Here is a 13844-nt window from a genome sequence, read left to right as displayed (position 1 = left end):
AATGTGTCCATGCCGATCGAACCGCCCCTCCTGGAAGCCGACGCCACAGCGTGCTGCACCCCCGTGACCGGCGGGGTGCTCGCGCTCGACGAAGCCGAGCGGATCGCGCACACCTTCAAAGCGCTCGGTGACCCGACCCGTGTCCGGCTGCTGTCGCTGATCGCAGCGAGCGAGGGCGGGGAAGCGTGCATCTGCGACCTCACCGAGCCCGTCGGGCTCTCGCAGCCCACCGTGTCGCACCACATGAAGATCCTCGTCGACGCCGGGCTCGCAACCCGCGAACAGCGCGGCCGCTGGGCGTACTTCCGCGTCATCACCGACGGGCTCGAACGCGCCTCCCAGGCGATCCGCCCGTGACCGACGCCGACACCATCCGTCCGCTCGACTCCGCCGACTGGGCCGCGGTCGAGACCATCTATCGCGAGGGCATCGCCACCGGCAACGCCACCTTCGAGGCAGAACCGCCGAGCTGGGAACAGTTCGACGCAGGCAAGCTGACCATCGGCCGACTCGTCGCCGTCGACGACTCGGGAGCCGTCCTCGGATGGGTCGCCGCATCGCCGGTCTCGACCCGCGAGGTCTACCGCGGCGTGATCGAGCACTCGGTCTACGTCGCCGCGGCAGCGGCAGGACGCGGCGTCGGAACACGGCTGCTCTCGGCATTCATCGCGGCCGCTGATGACGCCGGGATCTGGACAATCCAATCGAGCATCTTCCCCGAGAACATCCCGAGCCTGGTCCTGCACGAACGAGTCGGGTTCCGCACGATCGGGCATCGCGAGCGGATCGCCCGCATGAGTTATGGACCCTACGCCGGACGCTGGCGTGACACGGTACTCCTCGAGCGGCGGGCCCCTTCACCTCCGCTTGACGTGTGAGAACTCTCGTAACCTGGTGCCCCTCGGCCGAATAGTCGCCCGCTGCCGGGGAGGCCTCGACCTCACGGTTCCCCGCTTCTAAGCTGAGCGCATGTGCGGTCGCTTCGTCGTCACCGATTCCACGTCCACTCTCCTCGCGGACCTCGTGGCCGAGTTCGAGGCGCCTGCGCCCGACTACAACGTCGCGCCCACCACCGAGGTGACGGTGGTCCGCACCCGGCACGAGGAACGGACCGCGACCAGCGCCCGTTGGGGCTTTGTCCCCGGCTGGGCCAAGGACTTCGCGAAGCAGCGCCCGCAACCCATCAACGCGCGCATGGAGACGGTCGCAACCGGCTCCATGTTCCGGAAGGCGTTCGCTTCCGCCCGCTGCATCATCCCGGCGACCGGGTACTACGAGTGGGTGGTGACCGAGACCGGGAAGCAGCCGCACTTCATCCACGACCCCGAGGCCGAGCTCGCGATGGCGGGCATCATCAGCGCCTGGCCAGACCCTGCCAAGGCTGAGGACCACCCGGACAAGTGGCGGCTGTCGATGGCGATCATCACGCGGGACGCGCACGTCTCACCGGGCGAGGTCCACGACCGCATGCCGGCCTGCCTCACCCCCGACGGCTACGACGACTGGCTCGGCAACCACCTCGACACCGACCAGCTGTTGCAGCTGCTCGACCGGGAGTCCTTCGCGGTCGCCCACGATCTCACCCACTACGAGGTCACGCGCGACGTGAACAACGTCCGCAACACGGGCCCGCACCTCATCGAACCGCTCCCGGCCTGAGTGGTCGGTGCGGGTGGTCGTCGCATCCCTCAGCTTCCTCACAGACGCTCGTCTAAGCTAGACGAGCGTCTGACTCAGACGATCGTCTAGCGGCCCGATCGACGGGCCCTCCACCTCGAAGGAGCGCTCGTGAGCGGTCTGCGCCAGTACGCGATGAACCAGGTCCGCGACGAGATCATCGACGCCGCCGGGCTCGAGTTCGGCCGGAACGGCTACGCCGGGACGTCGTTCTCCGGCATCGCGTCCGTCATGGGCAAGCCGAAATCGGTCATCGGGTACCACCTGTTCCCGTCGAAGCGGAGTCTCGCGCACGCGGTGATCGCCGAGCAGGACGAGCGGTGGCAGGCGGCGGACGCGCGGATCGGGGTGCCCTACGGCGCACTCCGCTGGGTGACGATGATCCTCGCCTCGGCGCAGGAAGCGCAGCGGTCCCCCATCGCGATGGGCGCCATCCGGCTCCTGCACGAACTGCCACGGATGGACGACCCGGTCTACACGGTGTTCGACTGGCGCGCCTACACCCGCACGAACCTCCGCATGGAGGCCGCAGCGCACGATCTCGACCTCCCGGACCTCGACGGCGTCGCAGACGTCCTGCTCGACGCCTGCTTCGGACTCGTCACCACGACGGTCGGCGACGACGATGCGGCCGAGCTCAGCGAGCGACTGATCACGCTGATCCGGCCGATCCTCGCGACCGTCGATCCCGCCGGCGCTGCAGCCACGACGACCGCCGCAGCGGCCGCTCATGAGCTCGTCGCCGGACCGGCCGAGCACTGACCCTCCCCCGAGCACCGACCCCTCCCCCGAACCCGTCTCCGCAATCGGAAGGACGCCCATGTCCCAGATCGACGCCGTGCCGAACGGCACCACCCGCAGCACCACGGTCACGGATCGGGTACACCTCGTGCAGGGTCCGTCCGTCAACTGGATCATCGTCGAGGGCGACCTCGGGCCGGTCCTCATCGACACCGGCTACCCCGGCGACGGCGCGGCCGTCACCGCGACCCTCGGCGCGCTCGGCTACGCGGTCGAGGACGTGCAGGCGATCCTCCTCACCCACGGACACAGCGACCACATCGGCAACGCGACGTTCATCGCCGGGTTGGCGGAGTGTGACATCCTCGCGTCCCACGACGAGATCCCCAACGTCCGCCGGGAGGTGCTCGAGCAGGTCGGACTCGCCGACGTGCAGCCACATCTGGAACGTCCCGGGGTCGCCACCTGGGTCAGCCACGCCGTCGAGGCCGGCGGACTCGAGGTCGTACCGCCGACGTCGGTCACCGCGATCGAGGATGTGCCCGAGCTCCGGGCGACCCTCGGTGTCGCGGTCCGCCCGCTCCCCCTCCCCGGCCACACGCGCGGGCACCTCGGATTTCTCCTCGTCGAGCACGGCGTCCTCGTCGCGGGCGACGCACTCGTCACCGCGCACCCCACCAGCCCGCACGACGGCCCGCAGTTGCTCCCCGAGATGTTCCACGGCGACCTCCAGCGCGCCCGCCAGTCGTTGACCACGCTGGCCGGGCTACCGGCCTCCGTCGTCCTGCCCGGACACGGCCCGGCGTTCTTCGGCTCGCCGGCGCAGGCAGCGGCCGAAGCCCTCGCCTTCGGGAGTGCGTTCTGAACCTCCGGCGCCCCGTCGCACCCCTGCGATAGCGTTGGCCACGTCCCCGAACCCGGATCCCGAGCCACGAGGAAGTGACCATGAAGAACCCGTTCCGCCGCGACGGCAGCCCGAACGACGACAGCCCGGTCGATGACAGCCCGGTCGATGAGCAGATCGACGCCCCGGAGCAGCCGAACCAGGGCCGCACCCTCGAGCCCGCTCCCGAGGTGCTGGCCGAGCTCGACGCACTGAACGAGGCCTGCCGGGCGGCGCCGGACGACATCGACGCTCAGATCCGGCTCTGGCGGGCGGTCGCCGCACTCGACCGGTGGGTCTTCATCAACCGTGGTCCGGAGGACAACCCGCGCCCGTATGCGCTCGCAGCGCAACCGGGGAACCTGATCGGCATCTACAGCAGCGGGAAACGAGCACAGGAGGCCGCGTACGCGAACGGGCTGGTCCCGCCGGACGCCACGGTGTCGCTGCTCGCGGTCCCGATGCCTGCGGCGATCGACTGGGTCCGGTCCTTCGGCGAGCACGGGGTCGTCGGCGTGACCATCGACTACCCGCGCCTCGGCGCCTGGTGCCCGCTGCAGAACCTGGCGGGCCTCAAGCCCACGGACAGCCAGGGCTGACGCCGACTCCGAGGAGGACCACGATGCACGGCTCGGAGCTGCAGGACCGGGCGGCCCGTCGCGCCGACGAACTCCCCGGTGCGGAGCTGACGCACCCGTTCGGCGAGGAGTGGGACGTCTACAAGGTCCGCGGCAAGGTCTTCATGCTGCAGACGGGGGCGACGGGCGAACCCATCGTCACCCTGAAGGCGCGACCCGAGGACAGTCACAGTCTGCGCGAGGCCTTCCCCGACATCATCCCCGGCTATCACATGAACAAACGGCACTGGATCTCGCTCAAGCCGGACGGCGAGCTCGAACCGGCGTTCGTCGACGACCTCGTCACGGAGTCGTACCTGCTCGTCGTCGAGGGGCTGCCGAAACGGCTGCGGCCGGTCGATCCAGCGACGTTCGGACAACGCCGCGACGGCTGAACACCGGCCAGGCAGTGCACTCAGACCGGGATGCGCCTCGCGCCGGTGCCGGTGTCGCCGAGCTCGTCGTCGGGGTTGAGGAGTGTGCACGCCTTCATCGAGAGGCAGCCGCAGCCGATGCAGCCGGTGAGCTCGCGTTCGAGTTGCTCGATCCCGCGCCGACGCTGTTCGAGGACCTTCTGCCAGCGGCGGGAGGCACGCTGCCAGTCCTCGTGACTCGGGGTGCTGGAGAGCGGCACGTCGGCGAACGCCTCCGCCACGTCCTCGAGCGGGATACCGAGGCGCTTCGCGACCGAGATGAGCGCGACGCGGCGCAGCATGTGCCGGGGGTATCGCCGCTGGTTGCCGGCGGTCCGCTCGGAACCGATGAGGCCGAGCCGCTCGTAGTAGTGCAGCGCCGACACCGCGACGCCGGTGCGACGACTCATCTCGCCGACACTGAGCAACTCATCCGGACTGTGCACGGTGTCCCACCCTCGTTCCTCGCATCGACCTCAAGCCGCCTTCAGGTCCGACGCTCGTCTCGACGGTACACGAGCGGGTCACGGCGGATGGGGTGCGCTCCCCACTGCGACGTGAGTGAACTTGTATACGTCGAAGCGCCTCCTGCGCCGGGTGTTCACCGTCAGCCCCATACCCTGAACGCATGCCACGACCCAGAGCGCGCGTCTACGTCGACGGCTTCAATCTCTACCGCCGATTGCTCACGGGCAGACCACACCTGAAGTGGCTGGACCTGCCGAAATTCTCCGAACGGCTCCTGCCTGGGTATGACATCGATCTGGTGCGCTACTTCACGGCGATGCTTCGGCCCGGAATGGCAATCGATCCTCAGACACCTGTGCGTCAGCAGATGTATCTGCGTGCGGTCCGGGCCGACCCTCGCGTCGAGGTCCATCTCGGGACGTTCCGCAACGACAAGCGTCACATGCCCCTCCACCCAGTGACCATCGACCCAGTGACGGGACGCCACAGGACCGTCGCCGTCCGCAAACTTGAGGAGAAGGGTTCGGACGTCAATCTGGCGTCAAGGATGATCGCCGACGCACACGCGGACACTGCCGACCTCTACGTCATGCTGTCGAACGACTCCGACCTGGCCGGGCCGATCTCGATGCTCAAGCACGAGCTCGGGTACCGGACTGGCATCATCTTTCCGATGCCGACCGCCCGCCTCTCGAAAGAACTGGTGAAGACGGCCCCTGATGTCATCGGCACCATTGAAGAATCCGACCTCAGCGCCTGTCAGTATCCCGACCAGCTCACCGATGCCGTGGGCAGATTCCATCGCCCGCCCGCTTGGTCGACCACTTAAATTCCGAAGGCCCCAACGAGTGGGGCCTTCTAACCGGTAACCGAAGTGTCCGGGGGTGTGTAGATCCATCATACCTCCAGCATCTGCCTCCGGCAGAGGTTGTGGAGGGTTGCCCGGAACACGACGTTCCGTAGGCTGGAGGGGTGAAGCTCATCGCCACCGTCCGCGACCGCGCGACCATCACCACCGAAGCCTCCGCACCCGACGTCGCCGCCCTGCGTGCCGCCGTCCTCGCCTCCACCCCGCCCGGGCACGCCCTCGCCGGGCTGCACGGCGGTGGGCGGGTGAACGGCGACCTCGTCGGCACCGCGGTCTTCCGACCGACGGCAACCCGCACCATCGAGGCAGAGGGTCGCGACTACCCGAGCGCTCGCAAAGCCCTCGAGGCGCTCGTGCCGGAGGAGCAGGTCGTCCTCTCCGTCCACGCCGTGGACCAGTAGGACGCGACGGCACGAGCGCCCCGCGCGTTCAGCAGCAGCGCGAGCCGGGCGTCCGGTCCTGCTCCGCGAAGCGCTCCCGCCAGAATGTGCGCTCGTCCGGGACGGCGGCGTCGGGATGGACGCGACGCTGGTGATCCACGTAGGTGGCGTAGGCGGTGTCGCCCATCAGCGAGGTGACGAACCACCGCAGCGCGGCCCAACCCCGCCGCAAGCCGGCCATCAGTGCCCCGACCGCGCGGGTCGCTTGTCGGTGTCCACGGTCGACCACTCGCGCTCGAGCACCTTCTCCGCCTTCGTGGCGATGAGCCCCGACGGCGCGTACCGTCGCGACGGCAGCGCCGGATCCTCCGAACTCGGCCCACCGCCCGAGCGGAACGACCGCACGGTGTGGAGGATCGCGAAGAAGATGACGATGATCGCGAGGGTCACGAACAGGATCGAGAGCACCCCCTGCACCGTGGTGTTCCGCACGACCGCCTCCATCGCCGCCCGCGTCGGCGCATTTCCGAAGCTGTCCTCGCCCGCCGCGAGCGCCTCACGGAACGCCGCGTTCTGCGCCCAGTAGCCGACGGCCGGAACCGGCGAGAAGATCTTGAACATCGACGCGGTGATCGTCACCACGGCGGTGAACGCCAGCGGGACGGCGACGATCCACAGCCAGCGGAAGTTCCCGCGTTTCGCCACGATCGCCATGCACACGGCGAGCGCGATGGCGGCGAGTAGCTGGTTCGCGATGCCGAACAGCGGGAAGAGGGTGTTGATGCCGCCGAGTGGATCGGTGACGCCCATGATGAGGATCGCTCCCCACGCCGCCACCATGACCGCGGTGCAGATCCACGCTCCGACCCGCCAGTCCGGGTCGCGGAACTTCGGGATGATGTTGCCGAAGGTGTCCTGCAGCATGAAGCGTGCCACGCGCGTCCCGGCGTCGACCGCGGTGAGGATGAACAGCGCCTCGAACATGATCGCGAAGTGGTACCAGAACGACATGAGCGACGTGCCGCCGATGAGTTGCTGCATGATGTGCGCGAGGCCGAGGGCGAGCGTCGGTGCACCGCCGGTGCGGGAGACGATCGACTCCTCCCCCACGTTCGCCGCCGTCTGCGTGAGCACGTCGGGCGTGAGGTTCACTCCGGCGAGGCCGAGCGAGTTCACGAAGGCGACCGCGCCCTCGACGGTGCCGCCCGTGGCCGCTGCGGAGGAGTTCATCGCGAAGTAGATGCCGCGGTCGATCGACAGTGCCGCGACGAGGGCCATGATCGCGACGAACGACTCCATGAGCATGCCGCCGTACCCGATGAAACGGGTCTGGCGCTCCTTCTCGATCAGCTTGGGCGTGGTGCCGGACGCGATGAGCGCGTGGAAGCCGGAGAGGGCGCCGCACGCGATCGTGACGAAGAGGAACGGGAACAGCGAGCCGCTCACGACCGGGCCGGCGTCGCCACCGGCGAACTCGCTGAACGCCGGCACCGTGATCTCCGGGCGGACGAGGACGATCGCTCCCGCGAGCATGACGATCGTGCCGATCTTCATGAACGTGGAGAGGTAGTCGCGTGGTGCGAGGAGCAGCCACACCGGCAGGATCGCGGCGACGAAGCCGTAGACGATGATCCCGACGGCGATGACCGTGCGGTCGAGGGTGAACGCCGCGGCGCCCCACTCGGTCTCGGCGACCCAGCCGCCGGCCACGATCGCGAACATGAGGAGGACGAAACCGATGATCGAGATCTCGGTGATCTTGCCCGGCCGGATGAAGCGCAGGTACACGCCCATGAAGAGTGCGATCGGGATCGTCATGGAGACGCTGAAGACACCCCACGGGCTCTCGCCGAGCGCGTTGACGACCACGAGGGCGAGGATCGCGACGATGATGACCATGATCGCGAGCGTCGCGATGATCGCCGCAGTGCCGCCGATCACGCCGAGTTCGTCGCGCGCCATCTGGCCGAGGGAGCGGCCGCCGCGGCGCATCGAGAAGAAGAGGACGAGGTAGTCCTGCACGGCACCCGCCAGGATCACGCCGATGATGATCCAGATGGTGCCGGGCAGGTAGCCCATCTGTGCCGCGAGCACCGGGCCGACGAGTGGACCGGCTCCGGCGATCGCCGCGAAGTGGTGGCCGTACAGCACCCGGCGGTCGGTGGGGACGAAGTCCTTGCCGTTGGCGAGGTACTCGGCCGGGGTGGCTCGTCGGTCGTCGGGGCGCAGCAGCTTGCGTTCGATGAGCTTCGAGTAGAAGCGGTAGGCGATGAGGTAGGTGCAGACCGCCGCGAAGACGAACCAGATCGCGTTGACCGTCTCACCCCGGACGAGGGCGAGCATCGTCCAGGCGAGACCGCCGAGCAAGGCGATGGCGACCCACAGGATCACCTTCGCCGGGGTCCATCTCGGGGCGAGGTCGGCTTCGTCGACCGCCGTGGGCGGCAGCTCCGGATCCTGGACCAGGACGGGTTCCGCCTCCCCGCCACCCGCGGGCTGCAGCGCTCCGTCCCGCTTCGATCCTGCGCGTGCTCGGTCCTGTCGTCCGGCGTCGTTGCCCATGACGATTCCTCCCTCAACGGTGGTGTTCGTGCGTCGAGGGTAACAGCGTCGCGGCGGCGGGCGCTCGCGAGGTCGGGTCAGACGCGGAAGGTGGTGCCTCGGACGACCAGGTCGGGTGCGAGCTGGACTGATGAGACGCGGGCGTGCTCACCCGAGAGCCGGCCGAGCAGGAGATCGAGCGCCGCGTACCCGGACTCCTCGAACGGCTGGCGGACCGTCGTGAGGTCGAGCGCGGAAGCCAGCGGTCCGTCGTCGTAGCCGACGAGCGAGCGTCCCACGGGCAGGTGCGCGCCGGTGACGCGGAACGCCCGGTGCGCGGCGGCGGCCAGCTCGTCGTGGTTGGCGACCACGGCGGTCGCTTCCGGGTCGACCCGGAACGCCCGCTCGAGCGCGGCACCGACGGCTTCGACGAGGTCTGTCGAGGCGACGTCGGCCACGGCCTCGGAGACGGAGAGCAGGTGACCGAGGCCGCGCGCCCGCAGCATGCCGGCCGACACGTACTCCTCGGAGCGTTGCGGTTCGTGGAGGAACACCACCCGTTCGTGACCGAGCTCCGTGAGATGTCGCGCGATGAGTTCACCACCCCGTTCGTCGTCGATGAGGACGGAGGGCAGCCCGAGCCGCCGCTGCGCGCCGTCCGGGACGTCGACGAGGACGACGGGCGGGCCGGGGAGCGCCTTCGACTCCAACGCGGCCGGTGACAGCGGCACGCCCATCACCACGATGCCGTCGATCCCCGCTCGCATGGGCAGCGCGTCGAGGACGGGACTGTCGCTCCCCGCCGCCGAGGGGAGGTCGTGCACGACGATCTCGACCGAGTCCATCGCGGCGCGCTCCATGATCCCCGAGAGTCGCCGGTAGTAGGAGGCGTAACTCGAGAACGGCGCAGCGACGGCGATCCGCTGAGCACCGCTCGCGGCGGCACCACCGCGGTAACCGAGCTCCGTCGCTGCGGCGATGACCGATCGTCGCGTCGCCTCGTTCACCCGCTGCGGGTGGTTGATGGCCAGGGAGACGGTCGAGATGCTCACGCCGGCACGCTTGGCCACCGCGTAGATCGTCGCCTTCTGCGGTCGCTCGTCCATGGCGCACCTCCTCCGACGATCCTAGCTCGTAAAAAGTTCTTTGATCGAAGTTCTTCGATAGCGGATACTCGAACCGGACACGGCATCGATGCCGGGATCGGAGGAACACCATGGCTCGGAGCAAGCCCACCGTCGACGCGTTCGTCACGGCGATCACCGGGCGTCTGGCAGCGCTGCAGACGCCCGAGCCGAAGGATCCCGCCGGGCGGCGTGCACACGCGGCCGCCTTCGACCGGGTGTCCTCCGAGGCGCTCGGCACCGAGACCCTCGTGGCAGCGACCGAGGACCACACCGTCCACGTGCCCGGCCACCCGGACGCACGGCTCCGCGTCTACTGGCCCGACCAGCAGCGACTCCCCGCCCTGGCCGACGGTGTGTCCGGTGGCCGACCCGTCCTCGTGTACTTCTTCGGCGGTGGCTTCACGATCGCCGGGATCGACTGGATCGGTTGGGACGCCGGGTTCCGTCGCCGCGCCAGGGAGGCCGGTGTCATCATCGTCGCCGGCGAGTACTCCTTGGCCCCGGAGGTCCGGTACCCCGCACAGCCGGAGCAGTGCTGGTCCGTGTTCGAGTGGGCGGCCGAACACGCGCGTTCACTCGGCGGTGACCCCGACCGACTCGCGATCGGTGGTGCATCATCGGGCGGGAACCTCGCCGCCGCCGTGACCCTCATGAACCGGGACCGCGCCAAGCGGCCGATCCGGCTGCAGCTGCTCGAGGCTCCGGCGCTCGACCTGACGCGCGGACACCTCGACGCCCGCGGGATCACGCAGGTGCCGGGTGCCATCCTGCGTCGCCTCGCGCGCCAGCTCGTGCTCCAGTACCTGGGGCCGGACCGGGCGACGCAGCACGAACCGTACGCGTCGCCACTCCTCGCGACCGACCACCGGGATCTGCCACCGGCCGTCATCTACACGGCGGAGATGGACCCACTCCGCGGAGACGGCGAAGCCTACGCCCGCGTGCTGAGCGAGGCCGGCGTGCCGGTGAGCTGCGTCCGGTACATCGGGCAGACGCACACCTCCGGCGGGCTGACCGGTCACGTCCCGGCCGCAGACCACCTGCACCGCGACGTCATCACGACCCTGCGGACGCTGCACGAGGACCCGGTGAGCTACGGCGCGCCGCTCCGCGAGCCGGCGGAGGCCTCGCGGTGACGTCCGTGGAGGAGCTGCGGCTGGACCCGGGCATCCTCGCCTGGGCTGCGCGGATCGAGCAGCACGCGGAGCAGCTGCCGGCACTCCGCTCTTCGGACCTCGCCCTCCGTCGGCAAGCGGCGCGGCGGCTCTCCGACCTCCTGGCGGAGGAGTTCACCGAACCCGCGCCACCGTCGGTCGAGATCACCACGAGCTGGATCGACGGACCGGCCGGGCCGCTCGAGCTCCGCCGATACCGCCCGGAAGGACTCCCGTCTCCGGCGCCGACCCAACTCGCGCTGCACGGCGGCGGCTTCACGTCCGGCACCGTCCACGAGCTCCTGAACGACCGACTGCTCGCCGCCCGGGCGCTCGCCGCCGGGATCCAGATCGTCGCGCTCGGATACCGGCTCGCACCCGAGCACCCCTATCCGGCCGCCGTCGACGACACCATCCACGCCCTGCGGGTCCTGACCTCCGAAGCAGGCCCGAGCCGTTTCGACGTCGATCCAGACCGCCTGGGCATCGCCGGCAACTCGGCGGGTGGCGGGATCGCGGCGAGCGCCGTCCTCCACCTGCGTGACTCGGGTGACCTCCCCCTCGTCCATCAGGCGCTCGAGGTCCCCGCGGTGTCGCTGACCCCGTCGGGCGACTCCGCCACCCGGTACGCGCGCGGGTTCGGGCTGGACGACGCGGAGGCACTCGTGCCGCTGTACCTCGGCGGTCCGCGTGCGGCGGACGCCTACGCCTCCCCGCTCGAGGCCGACGACCTCTCGGACCTGCCGCCCACGCTGATCCAGGTCGCCGAGCACGACCCGCTCCGCGACGCGGGTCTGGCGTACGGACGCCGACTCGTGGAGGCGGGGGTCCCGACGGTGACGTGGATCGGGCGCGGCCACGTCCATGCGTCGGGTGGTCTCACGGCCGTCATGGCGGGCGCGAGGCAGTGGCAGGCGGTCCAGGCCACCGCGCTCCGTGAGGCCTACGGGACGAACCCGCTCGCGCCCGAACCGATCCAGCCGAGGAGACGATGATGTCAGCTCACACCCCACCCACCGGTCCGTCCACGGGGCCCGTCGAGCCGGAGCCGCGGATCGGTGACGCCGTCCCCGTCGCGGCGGTCGAGCCGGACGCCGTCCCCGGCTCACCGCAGGCGCGCGGCTTCCTGCCGCTGTTCGTGCTGGCCTGGTTCGGGGTCACGCTGGCGCTCGGCACCATCAGCGGGGCGTCGATCCCGAAGGCGCTCGCCTTTCTCGACGACGCGACGAAGGGGACGAACCTCTCGATCGTCGCGGCGGTCGGCGGCGTCGTCATCATGATCATCACGCCACTGTTCGGCCGACTGTCCGACCGTTCGCGTTCGCGCTTCGGGATGCGGCGGCCCTGGATGCTCGGCGGCGCGGTCGTGGCGCTCGGCGGGGTCGCGATCCTGGCGACGGGTGACAGCCTCGCGGTGACGATCCTGGGGTGGAGCATCGTGCAGCTCGGCTTCGGTGCGACGAACATGGCGGTGCACGCGCTACTCGCCGATCAGATCCCGGCGCGGATCCGGGCGCGTGTCGCGGCCGCCGCCAGCGTCTCGGGCGGGCTCGCCCTGATCGTCGGTGCGCAGATCGTCGCCGCCCTCCCCAATGATGCTCGGTGGACCTGGTTCGTCGTGCCGGGCCTGATCGGTGGCGTCCTGAGCACCGCGCTCGTGTTCGGGCTCCGGGACATCGTGCGGACGGTCCCTGCTCCGCCGCTGCGCCTCGCCGACGTCCTGTCCACCTACTGGCTGAACCCCGTGCGCTATCGCGACTTCTTCTGGGCGTGGGCCTGCCGCCTGCTCGTGACGATGTCGATCGTCTCGGTGTCGATCTACCTGTTGTTCTTCATCATCGACCAGTTGGGCATCCCGAAGGAGCAGGCGTCGGGTGTCCAGGCGAACGCGCTCATCATCTTCACAGTCGGGAACATCGTCATGACGGTCCTGTTCGGTTGGATCTCCGACCGGACCGGGCGACGCAAGCCGATCGTGCTCGTCTCCAGCCTCCTGAGCGCCGTCGGGCTCGGGGTCGCGATCATCTCCCCCGACGTCACCGTGTTCCTCGTCGGCATCTTCATCGTCGGAGCGGCGCAGGGGGCCTACGTGTCCGTCGACATCGCCCTCATGACGGAGGTCTTGCCGTCGTTCGACGAGGCCGGCAAGGACCTCGGCATCGTCTCCCTCTCCTATCAGCTCCCACAGCTGCTCGTTCCGATCGTCGCCGTCCCCCTGCTCGCGCTCGGTGGCGGGGAGAACTATCACGCGCTGTATGTCGCGGCGATCGTGTTCGCCGTCCTGGGCGGACTCGCCGTCCTGCCGATCAGGTCCGTGCGATGAGACCGGCGCCTGCACGGTCAACGGATTGCAGGGGTTGGTTCCGGGGTGGTTTCCAGGTGAAGTCCACCCGGGGCGCAGGACCCGGAGTGACACTGGACCATACCCGACCTCTGACCACCGGATCCCCATGACCCTGCCGTTCCCAGCTTCGCCCGACGACACCCTGGAGCGGCGACTGCTCCGCGAGGCGCTCGCCGACGCCGTGCTGCAGGACTTCATCGACGACCTCCCGATCCCACTGCGACCGACCGACCTCGCGACCCGGCTCCTCTACCCGCGCTGGCAGGTGTACTCCGACATCCACGAGGGCAGACTCGTCGCCGAACGGGTCCGGAACAACAAACGGTTATTGAAGATCGACGTCGAGCGGAACCGGGCGTGGATCGCTCGCGGGCTCGCCACCCGTCGGGCTCGCGCCGGGTCCGCCGTGGGCGAGGCGGGGCCCGAGTCGCCCGTCTCGGTCGTCATCGTGGATCCCGAGGCCCTCGCGCAGCTGAACACCCTCACGGCGACCGGCTTGAGCGTGCGGGAGGCGGTCGAGCTCGCGCTCACCGCCCTCGGCTCGCGCGAAGCAGCCACCACCGCCACGGTGCCCGACATCGACTCGCGGGGCCGACAGGTGCGGGCGGGCTGACCCGTGCAGGCTCGCTGA

17 protein-coding genes are annotated in these 13844 nt (G+C 69.6%); 13 read left to right on the top strand and 4 right to left on the bottom strand.

Annotated elements, in window-relative coordinates:
* Positions 1 to 9: 9 nt before the first annotated feature.
* From ACLIME_RS16265 to ACLIME_RS16235, 7 genes are all read left to right on the top strand, one after another.
* The gene (locus ACLIME_RS16265) at positions 10 to 357 is read left to right on the top strand and encodes an ArsR/SmtB family transcription factor (protein WP_208612308.1); all 348 of its coding nucleotides are present in this window, start codon (positions 10 to 12) and stop codon (positions 355 to 357) included.
* Positions 354 to 878, top strand: coding sequence for an N-acetyltransferase family protein (locus tag ACLIME_RS16260; protein WP_411557566.1), 525 nt, complete (start codon positions 354 to 356; stop codon positions 876 to 878). Before ACLIME_RS16265 ends, ACLIME_RS16260 begins: the two co-directional genes overlap by 4 nt.
* A 91-nt stretch (positions 879 to 969) precedes the next feature.
* On the top strand, positions 970 to 1659 hold the full coding sequence (locus ACLIME_RS16255; RefSeq protein WP_411557565.1) for an SOS response-associated peptidase: 690 nt from the start codon (positions 970 to 972) through the stop codon (positions 1657 to 1659).
* A gap of 129 nt (positions 1660 to 1788) precedes the next feature.
* A complete protein-coding gene (locus ACLIME_RS16250; RefSeq protein ID WP_064295974.1) occupies positions 1789 to 2439 on the top strand; it encodes a TetR/AcrR family transcriptional regulator in 651 nt (216 codons plus the stop codon).
* Between the two features lie 58 nt (positions 2440 to 2497).
* Positions 2498 to 3283, top strand: coding sequence for an MBL fold metallo-hydrolase (locus ACLIME_RS16245; RefSeq protein ID WP_411557564.1), 786 nt, complete (start codon positions 2498 to 2500; stop codon positions 3281 to 3283).
* An 80-nt stretch (positions 3284 to 3363) separates the two neighbouring features.
* Positions 3364 to 3900, top strand: a complete 537-nt coding sequence (locus ACLIME_RS16240) for a hypothetical protein (protein WP_411557563.1) — start codon at positions 3364 to 3366, stop codon at positions 3898 to 3900.
* A gap of 23 nt (positions 3901 to 3923) precedes the next feature.
* The gene (locus tag ACLIME_RS16235) at positions 3924 to 4313 is read left to right on the top strand and encodes an MmcQ/YjbR family DNA-binding protein (protein WP_079704704.1); all 390 of its coding nucleotides are present in this window, start codon (positions 3924 to 3926) and stop codon (positions 4311 to 4313) included.
* Between the two features lie 20 nt (positions 4314 to 4333).
* Here the strand turns inward: ACLIME_RS16235 and soxR are convergent, their stop codons facing one another.
* Positions 4334 to 4741, bottom strand: a complete 408-nt coding sequence (soxR, locus tag ACLIME_RS16230) for a redox-sensitive transcriptional activator SoxR (protein ID WP_079706171.1) — start codon at positions 4739 to 4741, stop codon at positions 4334 to 4336.
* Positions 4742 to 4959: 218 nt separating this feature from the next.
* On the opposite strand from soxR, the gene ACLIME_RS16225 reads away from it, so the two are divergent.
* Both ACLIME_RS16225 and ACLIME_RS16220 read left to right on the top strand, forming a co-directional pair.
* On the top strand, positions 4960 to 5628 hold the full coding sequence (locus ACLIME_RS16225) for an NYN domain-containing protein (RefSeq protein ID WP_411557562.1): 669 nt from the start codon (positions 4960 to 4962) through the stop codon (positions 5626 to 5628).
* Between the two features lie 143 nt (positions 5629 to 5771).
* Positions 5772 to 6068 carry a hypothetical protein gene (locus ACLIME_RS16220; RefSeq protein ID WP_079704698.1) on the top strand — a complete coding sequence of 99 codons (297 nt, stop codon included), beginning with the start codon at positions 5772 to 5774 and terminating at the stop codon, positions 6066 to 6068.
* 28 nt (positions 6069 to 6096) lie between these two features.
* On the opposite strand, the gene ACLIME_RS16215 is transcribed toward ACLIME_RS16220, so the two are convergent.
* The 3 genes from ACLIME_RS16215 to ACLIME_RS16205 form a co-directional block, all read right to left on the bottom strand.
* Positions 6097 to 6288: a YbdD/YjiX family protein gene (locus tag ACLIME_RS16215; protein ID WP_411557561.1), complete on the bottom strand. Its 192-nt coding sequence runs from the start codon at positions 6286 to 6288 to the stop codon at positions 6097 to 6099.
* On the bottom strand, positions 6288 to 8609 hold the full coding sequence (locus ACLIME_RS16210; protein ID WP_411557560.1) for a carbon starvation CstA family protein: 2322 nt from the start codon (positions 8607 to 8609) through the stop codon (positions 6288 to 6290). The genes ACLIME_RS16215 and ACLIME_RS16210 overlap by 1 nt, the downstream gene beginning before the upstream one ends.
* A 77-nt stretch (positions 8610 to 8686) precedes the next feature.
* Complete coding sequence (locus ACLIME_RS16205) at positions 8687 to 9694, bottom strand: LacI family DNA-binding transcriptional regulator (protein WP_411557559.1); 1008 nt, start codon at positions 9692 to 9694, stop codon at positions 8687 to 8689.
* Positions 9695 to 9804: 110 nt separating this feature from the next.
* On the opposite strand from ACLIME_RS16205, the gene ACLIME_RS16200 reads away from it, so the two are divergent.
* The 4 genes from ACLIME_RS16200 to ACLIME_RS16185 all read left to right on the top strand — a co-directional run bounded on the left by ACLIME_RS16200 (position 9805) and on the right by ACLIME_RS16185 (position 13826).
* The gene (locus ACLIME_RS16200; protein WP_411557558.1) at positions 9805 to 10851 is read left to right on the top strand and encodes an alpha/beta hydrolase; all 1047 of its coding nucleotides are present in this window, start codon (positions 9805 to 9807) and stop codon (positions 10849 to 10851) included.
* Complete coding sequence (locus tag ACLIME_RS16195) at positions 10848 to 11864, top strand: alpha/beta hydrolase (RefSeq protein ID WP_411557557.1); 1017 nt, start codon at positions 10848 to 10850, stop codon at positions 11862 to 11864. Before ACLIME_RS16200 ends, ACLIME_RS16195 begins: the two co-directional genes overlap by 4 nt.
* On the top strand, positions 11864 to 13192 hold the full coding sequence (locus ACLIME_RS16190; protein ID WP_411557556.1) for an MFS transporter: 1329 nt from the start codon (positions 11864 to 11866) through the stop codon (positions 13190 to 13192). The genes ACLIME_RS16195 and ACLIME_RS16190 overlap by 1 nt, the downstream gene beginning before the upstream one ends.
* 127 nt (positions 13193 to 13319) lie before the next feature.
* Positions 13320 to 13826, top strand: coding sequence for a hypothetical protein (locus ACLIME_RS16185; RefSeq protein ID WP_411557555.1), 507 nt, complete (start codon positions 13320 to 13322; stop codon positions 13824 to 13826).
* Positions 13827 to 13844: the final 18 nt, after the last annotated feature.

This window comes from Plantibacter sp. MPB07, from assembly GCF_046619465.1.
Classification (GTDB): Bacteria; Actinomycetota; Actinomycetes; order Actinomycetales; family Microbacteriaceae; genus Plantibacter; species Plantibacter auratus.
Note: the sequence above shows the minus strand (reverse complement) of the source record. Positions and strands in the feature narration are given on the sequence as shown.

Bases quoted from the DNA above. Each gene is read 5' to 3' on its own strand.
- ACLIME_RS16240 (WP_411557563.1), top strand. From the start codon at position 3,364: ATGAAGAACCCGTTCCGCCGCGACGGCAGCCCGAACGACGACAGCCCG.
- ACLIME_RS16235 (WP_079704704.1), top strand. From the start codon at position 3,924: ATGCACGGCTCGGAGCTGCAGGACCGGGCGGCCCGTCGCGCCGACGAA.
- ACLIME_RS16205 (WP_411557559.1), bottom strand. From the start codon at position 9,694: ATGGACGAGCGACCGCAGAAGGCGACGATCTACGCGGTGGCCAAGCGT.
- ACLIME_RS16210 (WP_411557560.1), bottom strand. From the start codon at position 8,609: ATGGGCAACGACGCCGGACGACAGGACCGAGCACGCGCAGGATCGAAG.
- ACLIME_RS16200 (WP_411557558.1), top strand. From the start codon at position 9,805: ATGGCTCGGAGCAAGCCCACCGTCGACGCGTTCGTCACGGCGATCACC.
- ACLIME_RS16185 (WP_411557555.1), top strand. From the start codon at position 13,320: ATGACCCTGCCGTTCCCAGCTTCGCCCGACGACACCCTGGAGCGGCGA.
- ACLIME_RS16265 (WP_208612308.1), top strand. From the start codon at position 10: ATGCCGATCGAACCGCCCCTCCTGGAAGCCGACGCCACAGCGTGCTGC.
- ACLIME_RS16215 (WP_411557561.1), bottom strand. From the start codon at position 6,288: ATGGCCGGCTTGCGGCGGGGTTGGGCCGCGCTGCGGTGGTTCGTCACC.
- ACLIME_RS16255 (WP_411557565.1), top strand. From the start codon at position 970: ATGTGCGGTCGCTTCGTCGTCACCGATTCCACGTCCACTCTCCTCGCG.
- ACLIME_RS16245 (WP_411557564.1), top strand. From the start codon at position 2,498: ATGTCCCAGATCGACGCCGTGCCGAACGGCACCACCCGCAGCACCACG.
- ACLIME_RS16190 (WP_411557556.1), top strand. From the start codon at position 11,864: ATGTCAGCTCACACCCCACCCACCGGTCCGTCCACGGGGCCCGTCGAG.
- ACLIME_RS16225 (WP_411557562.1), top strand. From the start codon at position 4,960: ATGCCACGACCCAGAGCGCGCGTCTACGTCGACGGCTTCAATCTCTAC.
- soxR (WP_079706171.1), bottom strand. From the start codon at position 4,741: ATGAGTCGTCGCACCGGCGTCGCGGTGTCGGCGCTGCACTACTACGAG.